The organism is Sphingomicrobium aestuariivivum (genome assembly GCF_024721585.1).
GTDB lineage: Bacteria > Pseudomonadota > Alphaproteobacteria > Sphingomonadales > Sphingomonadaceae > Sphingomicrobium > Sphingomicrobium aestuariivivum.
In genome coordinates, this window is the sequence record NZ_CP102629.1 from 1,480,152 (window position 1) to 1,501,170 (window position 21,019).

Genomic DNA, 21,019 nt, shown 5'->3' on the forward strand with positions numbered 1-21,019 from the left:
GCCGCTATATTGCCGGCCACGAAGGGGAATGGGCATGGCGACCAAGGCAGCCAAGGTGACGCGCGGCAAGGGCGGCGCGGGCGAGGCGATTCACGGGTTTTTCGCGAGCATGGTGCGCCGCACGGGCGGCCTCGCGATGGTCCTCGGCGGGCTGGCGCTGGCGCTGGCGCTCCTGACCCACGAGGCAACCGATGCCTCGCTGTCGACGGCGGCGGGCGGCGTGCCCGAGAACTGGCTCGGCAATTTCGGCGCCTATGCCAGCGACCTCTTCCTCCAGGCCTTCGGCATGGCCTCCTTCGTTTTCGTGCCGCTGCTGCTGGTCGGCGGATGGCGCCACCTGCGGCTTGCCGAAACCGGTCATGCCGCGCGCCCCGTGCTGCTCGGCATCGGTAGCGCGATCGGCGTCGGCACCGCGCTGGCGCTCCTCACCGACAGCAGCGTCAGCGAGCTTCCCGCTGGCTGGGGCGGGCTGGCCGGCATGGGCGGCGCGGGGCTGGTCGAGGCGGCAGTCGGTCTGATCGATGATACGGGGATCGCCGGACCGGTGCGGCTCTCGCTCCTCATCATCGCCGCGCTCGGCGGGGTAGCGCTCTTCCTGATGGCGCTCGCGCTTCGTGAGGAGGAACGCGAAACGCTGGGCCAGCTGGTGCCGAGCCGCGAGGCGCTCAAGGCCCCGACCCTGCGTCGCGAGAAATCGTCTAAGCCTCTGAAAGAAAAGAAAAAAGCGGAAAAGCGCGCCCGTCCGCCCCGCGCGGAGGTCGAGGTCGCCGAGCCCGCCGCGCCCGTCATCGCGGCCGCCAGCCCCAAGCCCAAGCGGCAGGCCAGCGGCCAGCAGGCGAGCCTCGCGCTGGGCGACGGCTACGAGCTTCCCGCGCTCGACCTCCTCACCCCGCCGGGCGAGGCGATCAACGCCAAGATCGACAAGGCCGCGCTCGAGCGCAACGCGCGTCTCCTCGAAAGCGTGCTCGAGGATTTCCACGTGCGCGGCGACATCGTCGAGGTGAAGCCCGGCCCCGTCGTCACCATGTACGAGCTCGAACCCGCGAGCGGCATCAAGGCGAGCCGCGTCATCCAGCTGGCCGACGACATCGCCCGCAATATGTCGGCGCTGTCGGCGCGCGTCGCCACCATCCCGGGACGCAGCGTCATCGGTATCGAACTGCCCAACAACGAACGCGACATGGTCAACATGCGCGAACTGCTGGGCTCGGCTGATTTTGCGGGCGACAATCGCTCGCTCCCCATCATCCTCGGCAAGAATATCGGCGGCGAGCCAGTGATTGCGGATCTCGCGCCCATGCCCCACTTGCTCGTCGCCGGCACCACCGGCTCGGGCAAATCGGTGGGTCTCAACGCAATGATCATGAGCCTGCTCTATCGCCTCAGCCCCGACGAGTGCCGGATGATCATGATCGATCCCAAGATGCTCGAACTGAGCATCTACGACGACATCCCGCACCTCCTCGCCCCCGTCGTGACGGAACCGCAAAAGGCGATCCGCGCGCTCAAATGGACGGTCGAGCAGATGGAAGAGCGCTATCGCATGATGGCGAGCCTGTCGGTGCGCCAGCTGTCGGGCTTTAACAAGAAGGTCGTCGAGGCCCGCGCCAAGGGCAAGCCATTGGAGCGCAAGGTGCAGACCGGCTATGACGCCGACACGGGCCAGCCGACCTATGAGGTGGAAGAGCTCGATTACGCTCCGCTGCCGCAGATCGTGGTGGTGGTCGACGAGCTCGCTGACCTCATGATGACCGCGGGCAAGGAAGTCGAATTCCTCATCCAGCGCCTCGCGCAGAAAGCGCGCGCGGCGGGCATCCACCTCATCATGGCCACCCAGCGCCCCTCGGTTGATGTCATCACCGGCGTCATCAAGGCCAACCTGCCGACCCGAATCAGCTTTGCCGTGACCTCGAAGATCGACAGCCGCACCATCCTCGGCGAACAGGGCGCCGAACAGCTCCTGGGCAAGGGCGACATGCTCTACATGCCCGGCGGCAAGAAGATCGAGCGCGTCCACGGCCCCTTTGTCTCGGACGAGGAAGTCCGCGCGGTCGCCGATTTCTGGCGCGCGCAGGGCACGCCCGATTATATCCAGGCGGTCACCGAGGAGCCCGAGGACGGCGGCTTCAGCCTCGATGGCGAGCCGGGCGGGGAGGACGATGCCGAAACGCAGCAGTTCCGCCAGGCGATCCAGATCGTCGCCACCAGCCAGAAGGCCTCGACCTCCTATCTCCAGCGCCAGCTGCGCGTGGGCTACAACACCGCCGCGCGCCTGATCGAACGGATGGAGGACGAGGGGCTTGTCGGCCCGCCCGACCATGTCGGCCGCCGCGACGTGCTCATCGACCGCGACGGCCAGCCGATCTAGCCACTCGTTTCGGCTGAACACGACGGAACGCGCGGGTTCAGTACGCATTCAACCGTGGATGCCCATCAGGGGCGACAAGGTTTTTCAGGAGTTCTGCCGATGTTTTCACTGGCCAAGCAGCTTGCTTTCCCCGTCGCGGCGGTCGCCGCCGTGGCCGTTGCCGCCCCCGTCGAGGCGCAGAGCAGCAAGGCGAGCATCGACCAGGTCGAGCGTCATCTCGGCGCGACGCGCTCGATGACCGCTACCTTCACCCAGACCGATGGCAGGAACCGCTCGATCTCGGGCGAATTGTCCCTGAAGCGCCCGGGCAAGGTGCGCTTCGACTATGGTGCCAATGCCGACATGCTCCTTGTCGGTGACGGGGCGAACCTGCACTTCATCGATTATGAGGTCGGGCAGAAGTCGAGTTGGGAGATCGCCAACTCGCCGCTCTCGGTGCTGTTGCAGAACAATCCGAACCTCGGCCGCATCGCGCGGATCGTGCCGAGCCGCGATGATCGCGTCGTGATCGTGCGCGCCCGCGATGCGCGCCGTCCCGAATTCGGCACCCTCATCCTCGCCTTCACCAAGAATGGCGCCTATCCGGGCGGTCTTCGCCTCGAGGGCTGGACCGCGATCGATGCGCAGAACAAGCGCACGGCCGTGACGCTCAAGAACCAGCGCTACAATGTGAGCATTCCGGACAGCAAGTTCGCCTATCGTGATCCAGCATAAGGGTTTTTTGGGTTTCGATTGTAAACGTGTTCAGCAATTTGAAAGCTTGCGAATCGTAATATCCTTTTGATCGTCGATGTCCGGGGTTTCCCCCTGTTACCCGGTGATATCGACCTTCGCCTTGCGTGACGAACGCTAGGTCGGCCCTCGCTCCACGCCCCCGGAGCGGGGGCCTTTTGTTTGGCCGGTGCCAATCATTTGAAAGGGCGGGGAGGGGCGGCTAAGGGTCGTTGCGATCCCTTCTTTCCCAATGCGAAAGTCCCCCGTGACCCGTCTCAAGATTGCCAGCTGGAACATCAACTCGGTCCGCGCGCGTCCCGACCTCGTCAGCCGTTTCCTCGAACAGTCCAATCCCGACATCCTCTGCCTGCAGGAAACGAAGGCCGACAACAACGCCTTCCCCAAGAACTTCTTCACCGATCGCGGCTACGACCATATCGCGCTCAATGGCCAGCGGATGCACCACGGGGTGGCGACCATCTCGAAGGTCCCGCTCGAAGAGGACCTGCGCCATGACTGGCAGGACAATGGCGAGGCGCGTCACATCGGCGTGCGGGTCGCCGGGCAGTTCCGGCTCGAAAATGTCTACATCCCCGCGGGAGGCGACATTCCCGACCGCAACGAGAACCCGAAATTCGGCCAGAAACTCGATTTCCTTGAGCGCATGACGTCGTGGGCTCAAAAGTTGGCTGAGCCGACTTTGCTCGTTGGTGACTTCAATGTGGCACCGCTGGAGTGTGACGTCTGGAGCCACAAGGCGCTCCTCAAGGTCGTCAGCCACACGCCGGTCGAGGTCGAAGCGCTGTCGCGGTTGCAAGAGGCGCATGACTGGGTCGACCTCGGGCGCAAGTTCATTCCCGCGCCGCAGCGCTGCTACACCTGGTGGAGCTATCGCTCGAAGGACTACACCAAGAACGATCGCGGACGCCGCCTCGACCATATGTGGGCGAGCCCCGTGCTGGCCGAGAAGGTCGTCGCCCATGAAGTGCACGAGCCCGTGCGCGGTTGGGAAAAGCCCTCGGACCATGTCCCGCTCGTCTGCGAGGTCGCGCTTTGATGGCAATCCTCTCTCTCGAGCGCGCGGTTGCCCGGCTGAGGCTGGGCCAGCCGATTGCGATCGAGGGACGCGAGGGGCGGATCACCTTCCTCCCGCTTGAAAGTGCGAGCGAAGCGATGCGCGGCGAAGTCGAAGCCGGCAAGGGCGCGCTGCTGCTGAGCGGCGAACGTGCGGCGGTGTTGGGGCTTGGCAACCAGAAGGACGCCGCGAACGAGGATCGCGCGACGCGGATCGCGCCCGCCGATTGGTTCGACCATGAAACGGCGATGGCGCTCGTTGACGCGGGCCGCGACTTCGACCGCGCGCCGACCGGACCGGTGACCACGCAAGCCGCGGGGCCACTCGACGGCGCGGCCTTGGCGCTCCTGCGCTTTGCGGGACTCTTGCCGGCCGCGCGTATCCTCGGCAACGACTTGGCGGTCGACGCCGTGCCTGTCTCCGCCTTTGCCGAAGCGCGGCGCAGCGTCACGCTCGTCTCGCGAGCGCAGATCCCGCTGCACGACCTGCCGTCCTCGCAAATGGCGGTTTTTCGGGACCACCAGACCGGCGCCGAGCATGCGGCGATGATCCTCGGCGCCTTCGGTGGCGAGCCGCCGCTGGTGCGGCTCCATTCGGAATGCCTGACGGGCGATGTCTTCGGCAGCCTCAAATGCGATTGTGGGCCGCAGCTCGACGAGGCGATGCGGCTGATCGGCGCGGGCGGGGGCGGGATCCTCCTTTACCTTCGCCAGGAAGGGCGCGGCATCGGGCTCGCCAACAAGCTGCGCGCCTATGCGCTACAGGACCGCGGGCTCGACACCGTCGATGCCAACCGTCGCCTCGGCTTTGCCGACGATGCGCGTGATTATGGCCTTGCCGCCGCGATGCTCGAGGCATTGGGCGTGCGCGAGGTGCGGCTGCTCACCAACAATCCCAACAAGATGGCAGGGCTGGAGGCCGAAGGCGTGCGCGTCGTCGAGCGCGTCGCGCACCATCTGCCGACCAATCCGCACAATGCCGATTATATCGCGACCAAGAAGGCCCGCTCGGGCCATCTCGACTAGGCTCGTCAGCCGCGCGGTCCAAACAGCGCGGTCCCCACGCGCACCGCGGTGGCGCCGAGCATCGCCGCTTCTTCGACATCGTGAGTCATGCCCATCGACAGGCCGTCCACGCCGTGGCGCCGCGCCAATTCGGCGAGTAGAGCGAAAAAAGGCGAGCTTTCGAGCTCAGCGGGCGGGATGCACATCAGCCCCTTGATCTTCAGGCCCTTGTCCTTCGCCATTGCGAGCAGGTCGCCGAGTTCGGTGACCGCGACGCCGCCCTTCTGCTCCTCGGCACCGATATTGACCTGGACATAGAGGTCGGGCTGGCGGCCCTGCGTCTCGACCGCCTTGGCGATCGCCTTCAGGAGCGAGGGGCGGTCGAGCGAGTGGATCGCGTCGAACAGCGCCACCGCTTCCTCCGCCTTGTTCGACTGGAGCTGGCCGACCATGTGCAGCCGCACATCGGGATATTCTTCGCGCAGCGCGGGCCATTTGTCGGCCGCTTCCTGCACGCGGTTCTCGCCGAAGTCGCGCTGCCCCGCCTCGAGCAGGGGACGGATCTCCTCCGCACTACGCGTCTTGGAGACCGCGACCAGCGTCGGCAGGGTGTCGCGACCCGATCGCTTGGCGGCTAGCGCGATCCGCGCTTTGACTTCTTCCAGCTTGTGCATGGGGCGCGCTATAGGAGAGGCGATGCTTCCCCGCCAGACCCTCTTCACCGACGACCGATTGGGCGACCGGCTATGGCCCACCCTGGAGGCCTTGCCGCGCGGCAGCGGGGTGGTGCTACGCCATGATTCGATGCCCGAAGAGGAGCGCGAACGGCTTGCGATGGAGGTCGCGCGCCTCGCGCGGGCGCGCGGGCTGCTGCTGTCGGTTGCCGGCGACGTGGCACTGGCGGTGCGGGCGGGAGCGGTGATGGTCCACCGGCCCGACGGCCCGAGCTTCGGCCTGCCGTTCAGCCTCCCCGTCCACGACGAAGCCGAGGCCCTCGACGCACGCCGTCGCGGCGCCGCGCTGGCCTATGTCTCGCCGGTGCATGCCACGGCCTCGCATCCCGGCGCTCCGGCGCTAGGCGAAGCGGCGGCGATCCGGCTTGCGCGCCTCGCCGCCATGCCCGCCATCGCGCTCGGCGGGATGGACGCAGGACGCTATCGTCCGCTGGCCGCCCACTTCGCGGGATGGGCCGCGATTAGCGCGCTAAAAACGTAAGTTTTTCAGGGACTTAAGCTAGAATTTCAGCTTGGTGCCGACGTAGACCGCTTGGCTGTCGAAGCGCTGGCCGTCGACATTGGCCTCGGGGAGGCGTTCCTGGTCGATGCGGTAACGGACGCCGCCGGTGATGGCGATGTTGTTGGTGATCTTGACCGCGCCGCCGACGTCGAGCGCATAGCTGTCGGTGGCGCGCACGCCGGGCACGGCACGCGTGGTCTCGCGATCGGCCGAAACGGCGACCTGCCCGCTCACCTTGCTGCCATAGCTCAGGCCGACGCGAGCGCGATCACGATTGAGCAGCGCGGGGCCGCCCTGGTTGTTCTGTTCTGCCACCTCGGTGGTGAGACGGAAGCGCTTCCAGCCGACGTCGACGCCGAGATCGTAGTTGCTCGGCGTGAGGGTGGCGGTGCGGCGCTGGCTGTCGACCGCCTCGGCGACGCGGCGCGTCGGTGCGGGCGTGGCTGCGGCGCTCGAGGATCCGCGGACGGCGACCTTCACCTTGGGCGTGTCCTCGCCCTTCGATCCGGCGGGCGTGAAGCTCAGCGCCTCGCCCTGCCGTTCGGCGAAGGCGGCGGCGAGCCGCGGGTCACCGCCGGCCGGCGTGAAGCGTCCGGTCGGGGTGCGGCTCGGCGGTGCCTCGACACCGGTCTGCGCGAAATTGACGGCGGCGATGGCGGGAATCGACGTTGCAGCGAGGCCGAGGGCGAGCGCAATGCCGACGCCCGCGCTGCCGCGAGCGAGTCGATTCGCTTGTTTCTGCCCCTGTACGTCCACTAATACGACTCCAATCCTTGCATGGACTCATAGCCTGACAGACCTGTTCGTTCCATGACTCAGAATCCGGTTTCGTGCCGACTGTGTCATGAGTCCCACAATGATCCTCCTTCACAAGGGGGAGGCATGGGGCTAGGCACGGTTGAAAGACCATCAGTTGCGAGGCCTATCGTCATGAAATTCCCCCTTTCCACCGGATTGATCGCTGCCAGCGCGCTGGCCCTCTCGGCCTGCGGCGGCGGCAACAAGGCGATGGCGCCGGTCGCAATGGCGCCCTCGGCGATGACCCAGATCGGTGTGAACGCCTATCTGTACCAGGCCGCGGTCGACACGCTGAGCTTCGCCCCGCTGCTCCAGGCCGATGCCACCAACGGCGTCGTGCTGACCGACTGGTATGCCGATCCCAACACCCCGGGTGAGCGCATCAAGCTGACCGCCGCGATCCTCGATGCCGCGCTGCGGGCCGACGCCGTGCGCGTCACCGCCGTGCGCGAGGTGAACCAGAACGGCATGTGGGTCGTCGCCCCCGTCGAGGCCGCCACCGTGCAGAAGCTCGAGGACATCATCCTCACCCGCGCGCGCGACATCCGCCGCACCACCATCGCACCCGCAGGATAAACCATGACCGACCGCTTCGACTCGGCGGCCGCCGAGCGGCGCTGGCAGGACAAATGGGACGCTGAAAAGACCTTCGTCGCCGACAGTGGTTCGGCGCGGCCCAAGGCCTATGTCCTCGAGATGTTCCCCTATCCCTCGGGGCGCATCCACATGGGGCATGTGCGCAACTACACGATGGGCGACGTCCTTGCCCGCTACAAGCGGATGAAGGGCTTCGAAGTGCTCCACCCGATGGGGTGGGACGCCTTCGGCATGCCCGCGGAAAATGCGGCGATGGAGCGCAAGGTCCATCCCGGCGCCTGGACCCGCGACAATATCGCGACCATGCGCGCCCAGCTAAAGCGCCTCGGCTTCGCGCTCGACTGGAGCCGCGAGCTCGCCACCTGTGAGCCCGACTATTACGGTCACGAGCAGGCGCTCTTCCTCGACCTTTATGAAGCCGGACTCGTCTTCCGCAAGGAAAGCGAAGTGAACTGGGATCCCGTCGACATGACCGTGCTCGCCAACGAGCAGGTCATCGACGGCAAGGGCTGGCGCTCGGGCGCCCCCGTCGAGCGCAAGAAGCTTAGCCAATGGTTCTTCCGCATCACAGATTTCGCCGAGGAACTTCTCGAGGGCCTGGGCAGCCTCGACCGCTGGCCCGACAAGGTCCGGCTGATGCAGGAAAACTGGATCGGCAAGTCGGTCGGCATGCAGTTCGACTTCCGGCTGGACGACAATGTCGGGGGCCAAGACAAGGTCACCGTCTTCACCACGCGCCCCGATACGATCTTCGGCTCGAGCTTCGTCGCCGTCGCCGCCGACCATCCGCTCGCGCAGGCGATCGCCAGGGACAATCCCGAAGCCGCTGCCTTCATCGAGAAGGTCAAGCAGGGCGGGACCAGCGCGGCGGAAATCGAGACGGCGGAGAAGGAAGGCTACAACACCGGCGTCGGCGCGGTGCATCCCTTTGATTCCGATTGGAAACTTCCAGTCTTCATCGCCAATTTCGTGCTCATGGACTATGGCACCGGCGCCGTCTTCGGCGTGCCCGGCCACGACCAGCGCGACTTCGAATTCGCGACCAAATACGGCCTGCCGATCAAGCGTGTCGTCGCCGCCTCGGCCGATGAGGCCGACAAACCGGTCGAGGGCGAAGCCGACACCGAAGCGGGCGTCGCGGTCAATTCGCGCTTCCTCGACGGCATGGACACCGACGCCGCCAAGGCCGAGGTGATCGCACGCGCCGGAAAGGACGGTTGGGGCGAGGCCAAGACCACCTATCGCCTGCGCGACTGGGGCGTCAGCCGCCAGCGCTACTGGGGCACCCCCATCCCGATCGTGCATTGCGACCAGTGCGGACCGCAGCCGGTGCCCAAGGACCAGCTGCCGATCGTGCTGCCCGAGGACGTCACCTTCGACGTGCCCGGCAACCCGCTCGACCGCCATGCCGAATGGCAGGCGACCAGCTGTCCCAAATGCGACGGCGCGGCGCGGCGCGAGACCGACACGCTCGACACCTTCGTCGACAGCAGCTGGTATTACATCCGCTTCGCCTCACAGCCCGAGGGCAAGCCCTTCGATGCCGACGAGGCCAACAGCTGGCTCCCTGTGGGCCAGTATATCGGCGGCGTCGAGCATGCGATCCTCCACCTCCTCTATGCGCGCTTCATCGCGCGCGCCTTGTCCAAGCACACCGGCCTCGAGGCTCCCGAGCCCTTCGCCGGCCTGTTTACGCAAGGCATGGTGACCCACGAAACCTACAAGAGCCTCGATGGTCGCTGGCTCAGCCCCGAGGATCTCGGCGTCGGCGAAGAAGGCCACCTGGTCGAACGCGCCAATGGTGCCGAAGTCGTTCGCGGCCGCGTGGAGAAAATGTCCAAGTCCAAGCGCAACGTGGTTGATCCCGACCCGATGATCGCGCGCTACGGCGCCGATGCGGTGCGCTGGTTCATGCTGTCCGACAGCCCGCCTGAACGCGACCTCGAATGGTCCGAGGGCGGCATCGAGGGCGCGGGTCGCTTCGTCCAGCGCGTGTGGAAGCTCGCGCAGGAAGAGGCGGGGGCCGAAGGCGAGGACAAAGATCTCGACGTCAAGCGCCACCAGGCCATCGCGGCCGTCTCGGCAGCGATCGAGGGCCTCCAGTTCAACAAGGCCATCGCGGCGCTGTACGAACTGGTCGCCGCGATCGAAAAAGCCGGAAAATCCGCCACCCGAGACGAGGTGACCGACACGCTCCTGCGTCTCATCGCCCCGATGGCCCCGCACCTTGCCGAGGAAGCCCATGCGCTGCGCGGCGGTTCGGGCTTGCTCGCGGAGGCTGAATGGCCCGCGCACGACCCGAAGAAGCTGGTGAGCGACGAGGCGACTATCGTCGTCCAGGTCAACGGCAAGCTGCGCGACAAGATGCAGCTGCCCCGCGGGACCGCCAAGGACGAGGTCGAGGCCAAGGCGCTGGCGCTGGAGAAGATCCAGGCCCAGCTCGAGGGCAAGGCGCCGCGCAAGGTCATTGTCGTGCCCGACAGGCTCGTTAACATCGTCGCATGAAGCGCGCGCTCGCCCTCCTGATCCTTGCCGCCCCGCTCGCGGCCTGTGGGCTTCGCCCGCTCTACGGGACGGGGGCGGGGTCGGCGACCGCTTCGGCGCTGGGCGAGATCGAGGTCGCGCCCATCGACGAGCGTTCTGGCTGGCTCCTGCGCAATGCGCTGGTCGACCGACTCGCGGTCGGCGGCGATTCGACGGCGCGATACCGGCTCGACGTGATCATCGATGACGATATCACCAAGTTCGGCCTGCGCGGCGATGCGGGCGCCACGCGCGAACGGCGCACGCTGCGCACCCGCTACCAGCTGATCGATCTCGCGACCGGCGAGACGCTCGTGGACGCCACCGCAGGGTCCGATGCGGGCATCGACATTACCTCCTCGCCTTATGCGACCGTGGCGGCCGAACAGAGCGCGCTTGAACGGCTCAGCATGGAAGTCGCCGACGATATCGTCGCCCGCCTTGCCCTCTATTTCGATCGGACACGCGGGCAGTGAAGGCGAAAGCCGCGGAAATCGGGCAGTTCCTGAAGCGTGAGCCGCTTCGCCTCTATCTTTTCCATGGCGTCGACGTCGCCGGATCGCGCGGTGCTGCGACCAAGCTGGCGAGCCATCTCGGCGGCGAGCGCAACTCGCTCGATCCCTCGGGCTTCAAGGGGGATCCGGGCCGTCTCGTCGACGAGGCGGCGGGCGCGGGCCTGTTCGGCGATGCCAAGCTCATCTGGCTCGAACCGGTTGGCAACGAATTTACCCCCGCCGCCGAAGCACTCCTCGGCGCCCCGGCGACCGAGCATCCGGTGATCGCCATCGCCGGCGCACTCACCAAGGCAAGCAAGCTGTTGAAATTGGTGGAAAGTTCCTCCGAAGCCGTCGCGCTGGTCAGCTACGAGCCATCCCTCCGCGACATGGTCCGCGAGGTCGGCAACATGATCGAGGCGCGCAGCCTCCAGGCCGACACCGGCATCGCCGAGCGCATCGCCGAGACCTGCGATCTCAACCGCGACATCGCCGAGCGCGAGATCGAGAAGATCGTGCTCTATATCGCCCCCGAAACGCGGATCGATCACGAGGCGGTCGATGCCATCGGCGCCGCTTATGGCACGACCGAGTGGATGGGCGTGGGCGATGCGGCGATGGATGGCGACGTCGAGGCGGTGGAAACCGCCCTCGGCGCCGTCTCCCCGCAGGCGAGCGAGGCCGTGCTCGTCTGGCGCGCCGTCCAGCGCCGCGTCCAGATGCTGCTCCCGCTCGCGGCGCGTGTCGCGGGGGGCGAACCCACGCAATCGGTCATCGCGTCGCAGGGCAGGGCGCTATTCTGGAAGGACAAGCCCCTCGTGACCCGCCTGCTCGGCAAATGGCCGGCAGGACAGCTCGATCGCCTCGCAGCCCGTGCGATGGCGGCCGAACGCGCGGCGATGCTCGAACCGGGCGCCAAACGCGCCGCTCTCGGCGAGGAATTGCTGGCGATCGCGCGTGCCGCTCAGCGACCGCGGCGACCGCAGCGCTGAGCTAGATGGCTTCGCCCGACAGGCGCTGGCAGATCATGTCGAGCTGGTCGAGAGTACGATAGCCAAGCTGGACCTTGCCCCCGTTGGGACCGTGGCTGACATTCACCTTCAGCCCGAGCAGGTCGCCGAGCTGGCGCTCCAGCGCCGCGATATCGGGGTTTGACGGGCCCTTGGCACCCTTCTCGCCCTTGTCGGTCTTGAGGCTCCGTTCGCCACGGACCAGTGCTTCGGTCTGGCGGACCGAAAGCTCGTCGGCAATGACGTGATCGACGAGTTTCTCAGCCTCGGGATGACCGATCAGCGCGCGGGCATGGCCCATGCTGATACTGCCCTCGAGCAGCGCCTGCTGGACATGTTCAGGCAGGTCGAGAAGGCGGATAAGGTTGGCGACGTGGCTGCGCGACTTGCCGACCTTCTTGGCGATATCACCTTGGGAATGCTCGAAATTTTCAGCCAGCGCCGCATAGGCACGGGCTTCCTCGAGCGCGTTCAGGTCCTCGCGCTGCACATTTTCGATGATGGCCAGCTCGGCGACCGCGCTATCGTCACTATCGCGCACGATGGCGGGGATCTCATGCAGCTGCGCGATCTGCGAGGCGCGCCAGCGACGCTCGCCGGCGATGATCTGGTAGCCGTCGCCCGCCGGGCGGACGAGGATGGGCTGAAGCACGCCGCGCGCCGAAATCGACTGGGCGAGCTCTTCGAGCGCATCCTTGTCGAAAAGGCGACGGGGCTGGTCGGGGTTGGGCGCGACCTTGTCCATCGGCAGCTTGCGGATTCCGGCCGTGTCGGGCCCCGTGCTACGCGGCGAATCCTCAAGAAGGGCGGAAAGCCCCCGACCCAGCCCAGCGGAACGCGCCATTATGCGGCCTCCTTCGCAAGCGCCGGCAGGCGATCGATGATTTCGCGGGCAAGGCTGAGATAGGCAGCGCTTCCCGGGCATTTGAGATCGTAAACCAGCGCGGGAATCCCGTGGCTCGGCGCTTCGGACACGCGCACGTTGCGCGGGATGATGGTGTTGAGCACCTGGTCACCGAGGCAGGCCCGCACGTCGTCGGCGACATGCTGTGACAGCTTGTTGCGACGGTCGTACATGGTCAGCGCGATGCCGAGGATGGCGAGCTCGGGATTGATACCCGTGCGCACGCGCTCGACGGTTTTGAGAAGCTGCGAGAGGCCTTCCAGCGCGAAGAACTCGCACTGCAGCGGGACGATGAGTTGCTTTGCCGCCACCATCGCATTGACCGTGATCAGGCCGAGTGAGGGCGGGCAGTCGATAAGGCAGATGTCCCACTTGCCCTCCGGAAGCGCGGCGAACTTGCTGCGCAGGCGGGTCACGCGGTCTTCCATGTCGACCATCTCGACCTCCGCGCCCGACAGGTCGACGGTGGCAGGAACGATGTCGAGACGCGGCACCTTGGTCGCGATTGCCAGTTCTTCCACGCCATTGTCGCCGACAAGCAGGTCGTAGCTCGACCGGTCGCGCTCGTTCGACGCGATGCCGAGACCGGTGCTGGCATTGCCCTGCGGGTCGAGATCGACGAGCAGGACCTTCCACCCGATCGCGGCAAGCGCGGTAGCAAGGTTGATAGCGGTCGTGGTCTTGCCGACCCCGCCCTTCTGGTTGGCAATGGCGATGGTGATCATCGGCGGCCCCTCCGCTTGGCCCGCTCGACCAGGACGATCTTCGCCTCGGGGTCGGTCAGGCTCTGTTCCACTCTTGCATCAAGGTGCCAGATGCGGCGCGCCTGTTCCAGTTCCTCGAACGCCTTTTTCCCCTTGGGGAGGACCCAGCGCGTTTTTTCTGTGGATAGATGGTGGGAAAGATCGAGAAACTTGGCGAGTGCCGCGACGGCTCGGCCGGTAATGACGTCCTGTTTTTCCGCGGCGGCGGCGGCTTTTCCCGCGATCACCGTGCAGTTGGGGATATCCAGCGCTGCAATCGTCTCGCGCAGAAAGGCGACTCGCAGGGCTCGCGGCTCGATCAGTGTTACCGGACCCTGGTGGAGCAGCGCGATGACGATACCGGGCAAGCCCGGGCCCGAGCCGATGTCGCACCAAGACGCGTCGAGCCGGTCGTCATGGCGCAAGAGCTGGGCGCCATCCAGAAGATGGCGGGTGAGAAGATCCTGCTCCGTCGCGCGGGAAATCAAATTCTGGGTCTGGTTCGCCTCGAGCAGGCGCGCGGCAAACTGCTCGAGCCTCTCCACTGTTTCACGTGAAACATCGCGTTGGGCCGCTTGGGCGAAATCGTCAGCGTGCATGGCGAAGCGCAAAATGGAGTGAAGTGAGGGCGGTGGGGGTGATGCCTTGTATGCGCGAAGCGCGCTCGAGGGTCGAGGGGCGGACGGCTCCGAGACGCTCGACCATCTCGGTCGAAAGGCCCGGAACCCGCGCAAAGTCGAAGCTCTCCGGGATCGTCACGTCGAGGTCGCGGTGTACGGCCTGCCAATCGCGCTCCTGTCGTTCCACATAGGGCGCGTAATAGACATCGTGACCCACCTCGCGCGCGGCAGCGCCCTCGCCCAGCAAGGCAAGCGCAGCCTCGCGGCTGTCGCTTCGGGTTAGCCAGTAGCGGAGGGGGCGAACCTGGCCTTCTCCAGACAGGGGGTCGGGGCGCGGCTCATCGAGCCGCGCTTCCACGTCCGACTTGGCGTTCAAGTGATCGTCGAGCAGTTTCTGGTGTGCCTCCGATATTCCGCTCCCTCGCGCGAGACCGGCGAGACGGGCCACCGCATTGTCCGCGCGCAGGTGCAGGCGACGCTCCGCCCGGGCGGTCATCATGCGATAAGGCTCGGTCACCCCCTGGAGGGTGAGGTCGTCGATGAGCACGCCGATATAACTCTCACGGCGATCGAAGGTGATGCTGTCGAGCGCGCAGGCGTGCGCGGCGGCGTTGAGGCCGGCGACCAGTCCAAGAGATGCCGCTTCCTCATAGCCGGTGGTGCCATTGATCTGCCCGGCGAGGAAAAGCCCGCCGATGTCGCGGTGCTGGAGGTTGGGGGCGAGCGCGCGCGGATCCGAATAGGCATATTCGACGGCATAACCCGGCTTGACGATCTCGCAGGCCTCGAGCCCCTCGATCGTCGCCATCATCTCGACCTGCGCATCGAGCGGCAGCGAGGTAGAAATGCCGTTGGGATAGACAAGGTGCGTGTCGAGCCCTTCGGGTTCGAGGAAAAGCTGGTGCCCGTCGCGGTCGCCGAAGCGCCGCACCTTGTCCTCGATCGAGGGACAATAGCGCGGCCCGCGCCCCCCGATGTCGCCCGAATAAAGCGGCGACCGGTCGCCGTGCCGCGCGATCACCTCGTGGGTTGCGACATTCGTGCGGGTAATGGCGCAGGCCAGCTGGGGCGGTGGCGGGCCGCCTGGCTGGATCGACATAGCCCAGGCTTCATGATCGCTCGGCTGCGGCGTGAGACGCGCCCAGTCGATAGTGCGGCCATCGAGGCGCGGCGGTGTGCCTGTTTTCAGGCGTCCCGACACGAGCCCCAGATCGGCAAATTGTTCGCCGAGGCGACTGGCAGCCCGCTCCTCGATCCTGCCGCCTGCCTCGCTCTCGGTCCCCCGGAATAGCCGGCCGCCGAGGAATGTCCCCGTCGTAATCACCACCGAACGGCAGGCAAGGCGGCTGTCATCGGAAAGGCAGCAACCCGCGACCACATCGCCCTGCAGTTCGAGTGCGGTCACCTCGCCGGCAATGAAGGTAATCGAGGAGCTCGCAACGCGTTCGCGGACCGCCTCGGCAAAAAGGCGTCGGTCGGCTTGAACGCGAGGGCCGAAGACCGCAGCGCCCTTGCTGCGGTTGAGCAAGCGATGGTGGATCGCGGCGCGATCCGCGGCCCAGCCCTGCGCTCCTTCGAAGACGTCAAGCTCGCGGACGAGATGTCCCTTGCCAACACCGCCGATCGACGGGTTGCAGGACATCTGGCCAATATTGTCCCGGTCGAAACTGACAAGCGCCACCGAGGCGCCGCGGCGGTCGGCCGCCAGCGCCGCCTCGACACCCGCATGCCCGGCGCCAATGACGATCACATCAAACATGCGACGCCTCTGCCGAGGAAAGGGGAAGGCCACAAGAGTGTTTCACGTGAAACATCACTTGCCGAGACAGAATTTGCCGAAGATACGGTCGAGAACCGCGTCGAGGCGTTGGGTGCCTGTTAAAGAAGAGAGGTGCTCGCGTGCCGAACGAAGTTGTTCGGCGAGCAACAGGGGGTCTTCTCCACCGACGAGAGCCTTTGCCATCTCTTCGATCTGGCTTCGCTGCCGTCGATTGAGCGTTGCCTGATCGGCATCGGGCAAAAGCGTCCGGGCTTCCTGCTCGATGGCCTCGAACAATTGCTCGATACCTTCACCCGAGCGAGCCGAGACGTCGATCGTGGACGGATGCGTCGCACTACCCAAGTCTGATTTCGAGGCCACCAGGAGACAATGGGGGTGAGGCGGTGCCTCCAATGGGTCGCCTAGCCAAAGCAGGATATCGGCTTCCGCAACCGCTTGATGCGCGCGGTCGATCCCCTCGGCCTCGATCCGCCCAGCGCCCTCGCGCCAGCCGGCCGTGTCGATCAGCAGGTAGGCGATCTCCCCTACACGCAACGGCAGTTCGATCGTATCGCGGGTCGTCCCGGCTTCATCACTGACGATGGCGCGATCATAGCCCGCGAGGCGGTTGAAAAGGCTCGACTTGCCCGCATTGACGGGACCGGCGAGAACGAGCCGTATGCCGTCTTGCAGGACGCGTCGCTCCGGAAGGTCGAGCAGGGCCCGGATATCATCCTTCAATTCGAGGATCGAGGTTCCGAGGTGTTCGGTCCGTCCGGTCTCTTCCTCATCCCCGACATAGTCGATTGCCGCCTCTGCCTCTGCTGAGAGCGTGAGAAGACGCTCTTCAATCTGCTCGAGCGCCTTGCCGAGGCCGGTGCGATACTGCCGCAACGCCGCCTTTCGTTGGCTCTCCGTCTCGGCATGGATGAGATCGCCTAAGGCCTCGGCGGAGATGAGATCCATCTTGCCGTTGAGCATCGCGCGGCGGGTGAATTCGCCCGGCTCGGCGAGGCGCACAGCGTCGCTCGCCTCGAGCACGCTCAGCAACCGGTCGACGACAGCGCGGCTCCCGTGGACATGATATTCGACCACATCCTCACCAGTGGCGCTGCGCGGCGCACGGAAGCCGAGGACGAGGGCTTCGTCGAGGAGCGAGCCATCGGCGGGGTCACGCAACATGGCGTAGCTCGCCTTACCGGGCTTGGGCTTGGCGCCGAGGCGTTCGGCGAGTGCGAACGCCTCGTCACCCGAGCTGCGCACGATCGCGATGGCGGCGGGTAGGGCGCCCGACGACAAGGCGACGATCGTCTCGCCCGGCATCAGCCGAAGAGGGTGCCGATCCCGACGTTCGGATCGACGATCCCGTCATAGATCATGTTGCCGGCGACCCAGAGGATGACGGCGAGCCCGATATAGGCGATCCATTTGTAGCGCTCGATATATTTGGCGATGATGTTCGCCGCGATGCCCATGAGCGCGACCGAGAGAATGAGGCCGACGATAAGAATGCCGGGATGGTCCTTGGCCGCGCCTGCGACCGCGAGGACGTTGTCGAGGCTCATCGAAACGTCGGCGACCGCGACCGCCCAGGCAGCGGCGGCAAAGCTCTTCTGCGGGCGCAGACCCGAATGTTCGTCGCCTTCGATTTCGGGGCTGCCCGGGCTTTCGCCCATGTGATGCAGCTCGCGCCACATCTTCCAGCTCACCCACAGGAGGAGGAGGCCGCCGGCGAAAATAAGTCCAACGATCTGAAGGAGTTGGACTACGATCAGCGCGAAAAGGATACGCAGCACGAGTGCTGCGAGAACGCCGATGACGATGACCTTCCTGCGCTGGTCGGCGGGAAGCCCCGCGGCGAGCGCACCGACGACGATCGCATTGTCGCCGGCAAGCACGAGGTCGATGGCGAGGACCGACAGGAAGGCGGCCATCGCTTCGGGCGTCCCGATGTTCGAGAAGTCCTTGACGATGGCGTTCCACATGTCGGCGGGACCGCCGAGCGAAAGACCCTCGGCCGCCGCGGCGCCGAGGAGGAGGAGAAGCTGTTCGATCATGCTCGGCTAACCCTTTTCGAGACCTACTGGTTCATCGAGGCGAAGAAGTCCTCGTTGGACTTGGCGTCCTTCATCTTGTCGAGAAGGAATTGCATCGCATCGACGGTGCCCATCTGCATGAGGATACGGCGTAGCACCCACATCTTCGAGAGGGTGGCCTGGTCGACCAGCAACTCTTCCTTGCGGGTGCCCGACTTGCCGACATCGAGCGAGGGGAAGATGCGCTTGTCGGCGACCTTGCGGTCGAGGACGATTTCGCTGTTACCCGTGCCCTTGAACTCTTCGAAGATGACCTCATCCATCTTGGAGCCGGTGTCGATCAGCGCGGTGGCGATGATCGAGAGCGAGCCGCCTTCCTCGATGTTGCGCGCGGCGCCGAAGAAGCGCTTCGGACGCTGGAGGGCGTTGGCGTCGACACCGCCGGTCAGCACCTTGCCCGAGCTGGGCACGGTGGTGTTGTAGGCGCGACCCAAGCGGGTGATCGAGTCGAGGAGGATGACGACATCCTTCTTGTGCTCGACGAGGCGCTTGGCCTTTTCGATAACCATTTCAGCGACTTGCACGTGGCGCGACGCCGGTTCGTCGAAGGTCGAGGAGACGACCTCGCCCTTCACCGAACGCTGCATGTCGGTCACTTCCTCGGGACGTTCGTCGATGAGCAGCACGAGGAGGAAGACCTCGGGATGGTTGTCGGTGATCGCCTTGGCGATGTTCTGGAGAAGGACGGTCTTACCCGTGCGCGGCGGCGCGACGATGAGCGCGCGCTGGCCCTTGCCGAGCGGCGAGACGATGTCGATGACGCGCGCCGACTTGTCCTTTTCGGTCGGATCCGAGCTGTCGAGCGTGAGCTTCTCGTCCGGATAGAGCGGGGTGAGGTTGTCGAAGTTGACGCGGTGACGGACCGCCTCGGGGTCGTCGAAATTGACCTGCGTGACCTTGGTCAGCGCGAAATAGCGTTCGCCGTCCTTGGGGGCGCGGATCTCGCCCTCGACGGTATCGCCGGTACGCAGGCCCATCTTGCGGACGATCGAGGGGGCGACATAGATGTCGTCGGGCCCCGCGAGGAAGTTCGCCTCGGGGCTGCGCAGGAAGCCGAAGCCGTCGTTGAGCACCTCGATGGTGCCCATGCCCATGATCTGCTCGCCCTCTTCGGCATGCTCTTTCAGGATCGCGAACATGAGATCCTGCTTGCGCAGCGTGGAGGCGCCCTCGACACCGAGTTCCTCGGCCATGGCGACGAGTTCGGCGGGGGGTTTGGCTTTGAGTTCCTGGAGATGCATCATGGGGCTGGACTGCCTTATGGAATATGGGTCTGGGAAACCCGGTACGCTGGTCGCAGGACGCGAATGGAAAACGCACCGTCGCGGCGGGAAGGATTGGCCGCGCATCGAGACCCTAGCCGGTAGGCGCGGGCCCCTGTTTAGTCAACAGCGCGAAGGCCTTGCCGTTCCCTAGAAGGGGCGGACGACCGCGAGGATGACGATGAGGATGGTGGCGATGCCCGGCACCTCGTTGAGGATCCTGAGCGTGCGTCCCTCGAGCGGGCGCTGGCCCGCCGCGAGCTTCTTGCCGAAGGCCGAGATCCAGCCCTGGTAGCCTGACAGGAGGATGACGAGCAGAAGCTTGGCGTGGAACCAGCCCGCGGCGAAATAGCCACCGTTCAGGGCCAGCGCGAGGCCGAGCCCCCAGGTCAGCAGCATGGCGGGCAGGAGAATGATCGTGCGCGCCCGGTCCTCGCGCTCGATCCAGGCGCGATCCTCGGCCGAGCCGGGGGTCGTCTCATGGTGATGGACATAATAGCGCGGCACGATGAACAGCCCCGCGATCCAGAAGATCACGAAGATGACATGCGCCGCCTTCACCCAGATGTAGGCGGCGCCGAGCCAGCCGATCATGCCGTCCATGCTGCTTATCCCCGAACCCGTGCGATCATCGTCTCGACATTAGCGATGGGGGTCGACTTGTCGATCCCGTGGCCGAGATTGAAGATGTGGGGGCGGCCGGCAAAGGCGCTTTTCACCCGATCGACCGCCTGTTCGAGACGCTCACCGCCGCCGATGAGGAGCAGCGGGTCGAGATTGCCTTGGACGGGAAGCCCCTCGGGCAGGTTCTCATGCGCCCAGACGGGATCGATGGTCTCGTCGACCCCGACCGCATCGACACCGGTCGCGCGCGCATATTCGGGGAGCTTTTCGCCTGCGCCCTTCGGAAAGCCGATGACGGGGACATCCGGGTGGCGCGCCTTGAACGCGGTGACGATGCGCTTCGTGGGTTCGATCACCCAGGCACGGAATTCCTCGGGGGCAAGGCTGCCCGACCAGCTGTCGAACAGCTGGACCGCGTCGGCACCGGCCTCGACCTGTCCCGACAGGTAATCGACGGTCATTTCGGCGATGGCCTCGATCAGCGCGGCGAAGCGTGTCCGCTCCGTGTAAGCCATCACGCGCGTCGCCATCTGGTCCTTCGAGCCTTGCCCCGCGACCATGTAGGTCGCGACGGTCCACGGGCTCCCTGCAAAGCCCAGGAGCGTGATGTGAGGCTCGAGCTGCGCTTTGACGAGGCGCACCGTCTCGTAGATCGGTTCGAGGCGCTCAGGGTGCCTCGTAAGGCTCTCCAGCGCATTCTCGTCGAGCGTGGGCTTCAGGCGCGGGCCTTCGCCGGCGACGAAGGTCAGGTCCTGCCCCAGCGCGTAAGGGATGATCAGGATGTCGGAGAAGAGGATCGCCCCCTCGAACGGGAAGCGGCGCAGCGGCTGCAAGGTGATCTCGGCCGCGGCCTCGGGGTCGTAGACGAGATCGAGGAAGCCACCCTTCTCGGCGCGCAGCTCGCGATATTCGGGAAGATAGCGTCCGGCCTGGCGCATCATCCAGGCGGGAGGCGGATCGTGACGCTCACCCTTGAGCACGCCAAGCAGGCGCTTGTTCGTTGGCATGGACGCCACCCTCTCTTCTTTCATTCTTATATATATAGAAAAGGATTCAGTAAGTGATTGGCCGCTTGGCAGCGGGATTTAGGCGGGGATACCGCTTTTGCCAACAGCGGAGGGTGATTCAGCGCTTCGATGATTCACTCTCTGAATCTCGCAGAATCATTCCCGCTATCCACAGGATTCATTTT

Annotated in this window: 20 protein-coding genes; 9 read left to right on the forward strand and 11 right to left on the reverse strand. The window is 65.7% G+C overall.

What is annotated here, in order from left to right:
• Positions 1–34: 34 nt before the first annotated feature.
• From NUW81_RS07655 to ribA, 4 genes are all read left to right on the forward strand, one after another.
• Entirely contained in the window at positions 35–2,368 is a 2,334-nt protein-coding gene (locus NUW81_RS07655) for an FtsK/SpoIIIE family DNA translocase (protein ID WP_376741942.1), read from the forward strand.
• Between the two features lie 99 nt (positions 2,369–2,467).
• Positions 2,468–3,082 carry a LolA family protein gene (locus NUW81_RS07660; RefSeq protein ID WP_245112091.1) on the forward strand — a complete coding sequence of 205 codons (615 nt, stop codon included), beginning with the start codon at positions 2,468–2,470 and terminating at the stop codon, positions 3,080–3,082.
• 250 nt (positions 3,083–3,332) lie between these two features.
• A complete protein-coding gene (gene xth / locus NUW81_RS07665; protein WP_245112093.1) occupies positions 3,333–4,139 on the forward strand; it encodes an exodeoxyribonuclease III in 807 nt (268 codons plus the stop codon).
• Complete coding sequence (gene ribA, locus NUW81_RS07670; protein WP_245112095.1) at positions 4,139–5,182, forward strand: GTP cyclohydrolase II; 1,044 nt, start codon at positions 4,139–4,141, stop codon at positions 5,180–5,182. The genes xth and ribA overlap by 1 nt, the downstream gene beginning before the upstream one ends.
• Before the next feature lie 5 nt (positions 5,183–5,187).
• Here ribA and NUW81_RS07675 read toward each other — a convergent pair whose 3' ends face one another.
• Complete coding sequence (locus NUW81_RS07675) at positions 5,188–5,835, reverse strand: YggS family pyridoxal phosphate-dependent enzyme (RefSeq protein ID WP_245112097.1); 648 nt, start codon at positions 5,833–5,835, stop codon at positions 5,188–5,190.
• A gap of 22 nt (positions 5,836–5,857) precedes the next feature.
• Here NUW81_RS07675 and NUW81_RS07680 point away from each other — a divergent pair, with 22 nt between their 5' ends.
• On the forward strand, positions 5,858–6,376 hold the full coding sequence (locus NUW81_RS07680; protein WP_245112100.1) for a thiamine phosphate synthase: 519 nt from the start codon (positions 5,858–5,860) through the stop codon (positions 6,374–6,376).
• An 18-nt stretch (positions 6,377–6,394) separates the two neighbouring features.
• Here the strand turns inward: NUW81_RS07680 and NUW81_RS07685 are convergent, their stop codons facing one another.
• The gene (locus NUW81_RS07685; RefSeq protein WP_245112102.1) at positions 6,395–7,153 is read right to left on the reverse strand and encodes a hypothetical protein; all 759 of its coding nucleotides are present in this window, start codon (positions 7,151–7,153) and stop codon (positions 6,395–6,397) included.
• 174 nt (positions 7,154–7,327) lie between these two features.
• Here NUW81_RS07685 and NUW81_RS07690 point away from each other — a divergent pair, with 174 nt between their 5' ends.
• Genes NUW81_RS07690 through NUW81_RS07705 form a run of 4 tightly spaced genes read left to right on the forward strand, consistent with a single transcriptional unit; the run spans position 7,328 to position 11,801 of the window.
• Positions 7,328–7,771 (forward strand): DUF3576 domain-containing protein, encoded by a 444-nt coding sequence (locus NUW81_RS07690; RefSeq protein WP_245112104.1) that lies wholly within the window; start codon positions 7,328–7,330, stop codon positions 7,769–7,771.
• Between the two features lie 3 nt (positions 7,772–7,774).
• Positions 7,775–10,297 carry a leucine--tRNA ligase gene (gene leuS, locus NUW81_RS07695; protein ID WP_245112107.1) on the forward strand — a complete coding sequence of 841 codons (2,523 nt, stop codon included), beginning with the start codon at positions 7,775–7,777 and terminating at the stop codon, positions 10,295–10,297.
• Positions 10,294–10,791 carry an LPS assembly lipoprotein LptE gene (gene lptE / locus NUW81_RS07700; RefSeq protein WP_245112109.1) on the forward strand — a complete coding sequence of 166 codons (498 nt, stop codon included), beginning with the start codon at positions 10,294–10,296 and terminating at the stop codon, positions 10,789–10,791. Before leuS ends, lptE begins: the two co-directional genes overlap by 4 nt.
• The gene (locus NUW81_RS07705) at positions 10,788–11,801 is read left to right on the forward strand and encodes a DNA polymerase III subunit delta (RefSeq protein ID WP_245112110.1); all 1,014 of its coding nucleotides are present in this window, start codon (positions 10,788–10,790) and stop codon (positions 11,799–11,801) included. Before lptE ends, NUW81_RS07705 begins: the two co-directional genes overlap by 4 nt.
• Position 11,802: 1 nt before the next feature.
• On the opposite strand, the gene NUW81_RS07710 is transcribed toward NUW81_RS07705, so the two are convergent.
• The 9 genes from NUW81_RS07710 to hemE form a co-directional block, all read right to left on the reverse strand.
• The gene (locus NUW81_RS07710) at positions 11,803–12,663 is read right to left on the reverse strand and encodes a ParB/RepB/Spo0J family partition protein (RefSeq protein ID WP_245112111.1); all 861 of its coding nucleotides are present in this window, start codon (positions 12,661–12,663) and stop codon (positions 11,803–11,805) included.
• Positions 12,663–13,448: a ParA family protein gene (locus tag NUW81_RS07715; protein WP_245112112.1), complete on the reverse strand. Its 786-nt coding sequence runs from the start codon at positions 13,446–13,448 to the stop codon at positions 12,663–12,665. Before NUW81_RS07715 ends, NUW81_RS07710 begins: the two co-directional genes overlap by 1 nt.
• Complete coding sequence (gene rsmG / locus NUW81_RS07720; protein ID WP_245112114.1) at positions 13,445–14,065, reverse strand: 16S rRNA (guanine(527)-N(7))-methyltransferase RsmG; 621 nt, start codon at positions 14,063–14,065, stop codon at positions 13,445–13,447. Before rsmG ends, NUW81_RS07715 begins: the two co-directional genes overlap by 4 nt.
• Positions 14,055–15,845 carry a tRNA uridine-5-carboxymethylaminomethyl(34) synthesis enzyme MnmG gene (gene mnmG, locus NUW81_RS07725; protein ID WP_245112116.1) on the reverse strand — a complete coding sequence of 597 codons (1,791 nt, stop codon included), beginning with the start codon at positions 15,843–15,845 and terminating at the stop codon, positions 14,055–14,057. The genes rsmG and mnmG overlap by 11 nt, the downstream gene beginning before the upstream one ends.
• Positions 15,846–15,899: 54 nt before the next feature.
• Positions 15,900–17,168, reverse strand: a complete 1,269-nt coding sequence (gene mnmE / locus NUW81_RS07730) for a tRNA uridine-5-carboxymethylaminomethyl(34) synthesis GTPase MnmE (protein WP_245112118.1) — start codon at positions 17,166–17,168, stop codon at positions 15,900–15,902.
• Positions 17,168–17,902: a TerC family protein gene (locus NUW81_RS07735; RefSeq protein ID WP_245112120.1), complete on the reverse strand. Its 735-nt coding sequence runs from the start codon at positions 17,900–17,902 to the stop codon at positions 17,168–17,170. The genes mnmE and NUW81_RS07735 overlap by 1 nt, the downstream gene beginning before the upstream one ends.
• Positions 17,903–17,925: 23 nt before the next feature.
• Positions 17,926–19,182, reverse strand: coding sequence for a transcription termination factor Rho (gene rho, locus NUW81_RS07740; protein ID WP_245113743.1), 1,257 nt, complete (start codon positions 19,180–19,182; stop codon positions 17,926–17,928).
• Between the two features lie 171 nt (positions 19,183–19,353).
• Entirely contained in the window at positions 19,354–19,806 is a 453-nt protein-coding gene (locus NUW81_RS07745) for a CopD family protein (RefSeq protein ID WP_245112122.1), read from the reverse strand.
• Between the two features lie 5 nt (positions 19,807–19,811).
• Positions 19,812–20,843, reverse strand: a complete 1,032-nt coding sequence (gene hemE, locus NUW81_RS07750) for a uroporphyrinogen decarboxylase (RefSeq protein ID WP_245112123.1) — start codon at positions 20,841–20,843, stop codon at positions 19,812–19,814.
• Positions 20,844–21,019: the final 176 nt, after the last annotated feature.

Excerpts from the sequence above, each read along its gene's own strand:
- NUW81_RS07715 (WP_245112112.1), bottom strand. The coding sequence starts at position 13,448 with ATGATCACCATCGCCATTGCCAACCAGAAGGGCGGGGTCGGCAAGACC.
- NUW81_RS07710 (WP_245112111.1), bottom strand. The coding sequence starts at position 12,663 with ATGGCGCGTTCCGCTGGGCTGGGTCGGGGGCTTTCCGCCCTTCTTGAG.
- NUW81_RS07675 (WP_245112097.1), bottom strand. The coding sequence starts at position 5,835 with ATGCACAAGCTGGAAGAAGTCAAAGCGCGGATCGCGCTAGCCGCCAAG.
- NUW81_RS07690 (WP_245112104.1), top strand. The coding sequence starts at position 7,328 with ATGAAATTCCCCCTTTCCACCGGATTGATCGCTGCCAGCGCGCTGGCC.
- NUW81_RS07735 (WP_245112120.1), bottom strand. The coding sequence starts at position 17,902 with ATGATCGAACAGCTTCTCCTCCTCCTCGGCGCCGCGGCGGCCGAGGGT.
- xth (WP_245112093.1), top strand. The coding sequence starts at position 3,333 with ATGCGAAAGTCCCCCGTGACCCGTCTCAAGATTGCCAGCTGGAACATC.
- leuS (WP_245112107.1), top strand. The coding sequence starts at position 7,775 with ATGACCGACCGCTTCGACTCGGCGGCCGCCGAGCGGCGCTGGCAGGAC.
- rsmG (WP_245112114.1), bottom strand. The coding sequence starts at position 14,065 with ATGCACGCTGACGATTTCGCCCAAGCGGCCCAACGCGATGTTTCACGT.
- rho (WP_245113743.1), bottom strand. The coding sequence starts at position 19,182 with ATGCATCTCCAGGAACTCAAAGCCAAACCCCCCGCCGAACTCGTCGCC.
- lptE (WP_245112109.1), top strand. The coding sequence starts at position 10,294 with ATGAAGCGCGCGCTCGCCCTCCTGATCCTTGCCGCCCCGCTCGCGGCC.
- NUW81_RS07660 (WP_245112091.1), top strand. The coding sequence starts at position 2,468 with ATGTTTTCACTGGCCAAGCAGCTTGCTTTCCCCGTCGCGGCGGTCGCC.
- NUW81_RS07680 (WP_245112100.1), top strand. The coding sequence starts at position 5,858 with ATGCTTCCCCGCCAGACCCTCTTCACCGACGACCGATTGGGCGACCGG.
- ribA (WP_245112095.1), top strand. The coding sequence starts at position 4,139 with ATGGCAATCCTCTCTCTCGAGCGCGCGGTTGCCCGGCTGAGGCTGGGC.
- mnmG (WP_245112116.1), bottom strand. The coding sequence starts at position 15,845 with ATGTTTGATGTGATCGTCATTGGCGCCGGGCATGCGGGTGTCGAGGCG.
- mnmE (WP_245112118.1), bottom strand. The coding sequence starts at position 17,168 with ATGCCGGGCGAGACGATCGTCGCCTTGTCGTCGGGCGCCCTACCCGCC.
- NUW81_RS07655 (WP_376741942.1), top strand. The coding sequence starts at position 35 with ATGGCGACCAAGGCAGCCAAGGTGACGCGCGGCAAGGGCGGCGCGGGC.
- NUW81_RS07745 (WP_245112122.1), bottom strand. The coding sequence starts at position 19,806 with ATGGACGGCATGATCGGCTGGCTCGGCGCCGCCTACATCTGGGTGAAG.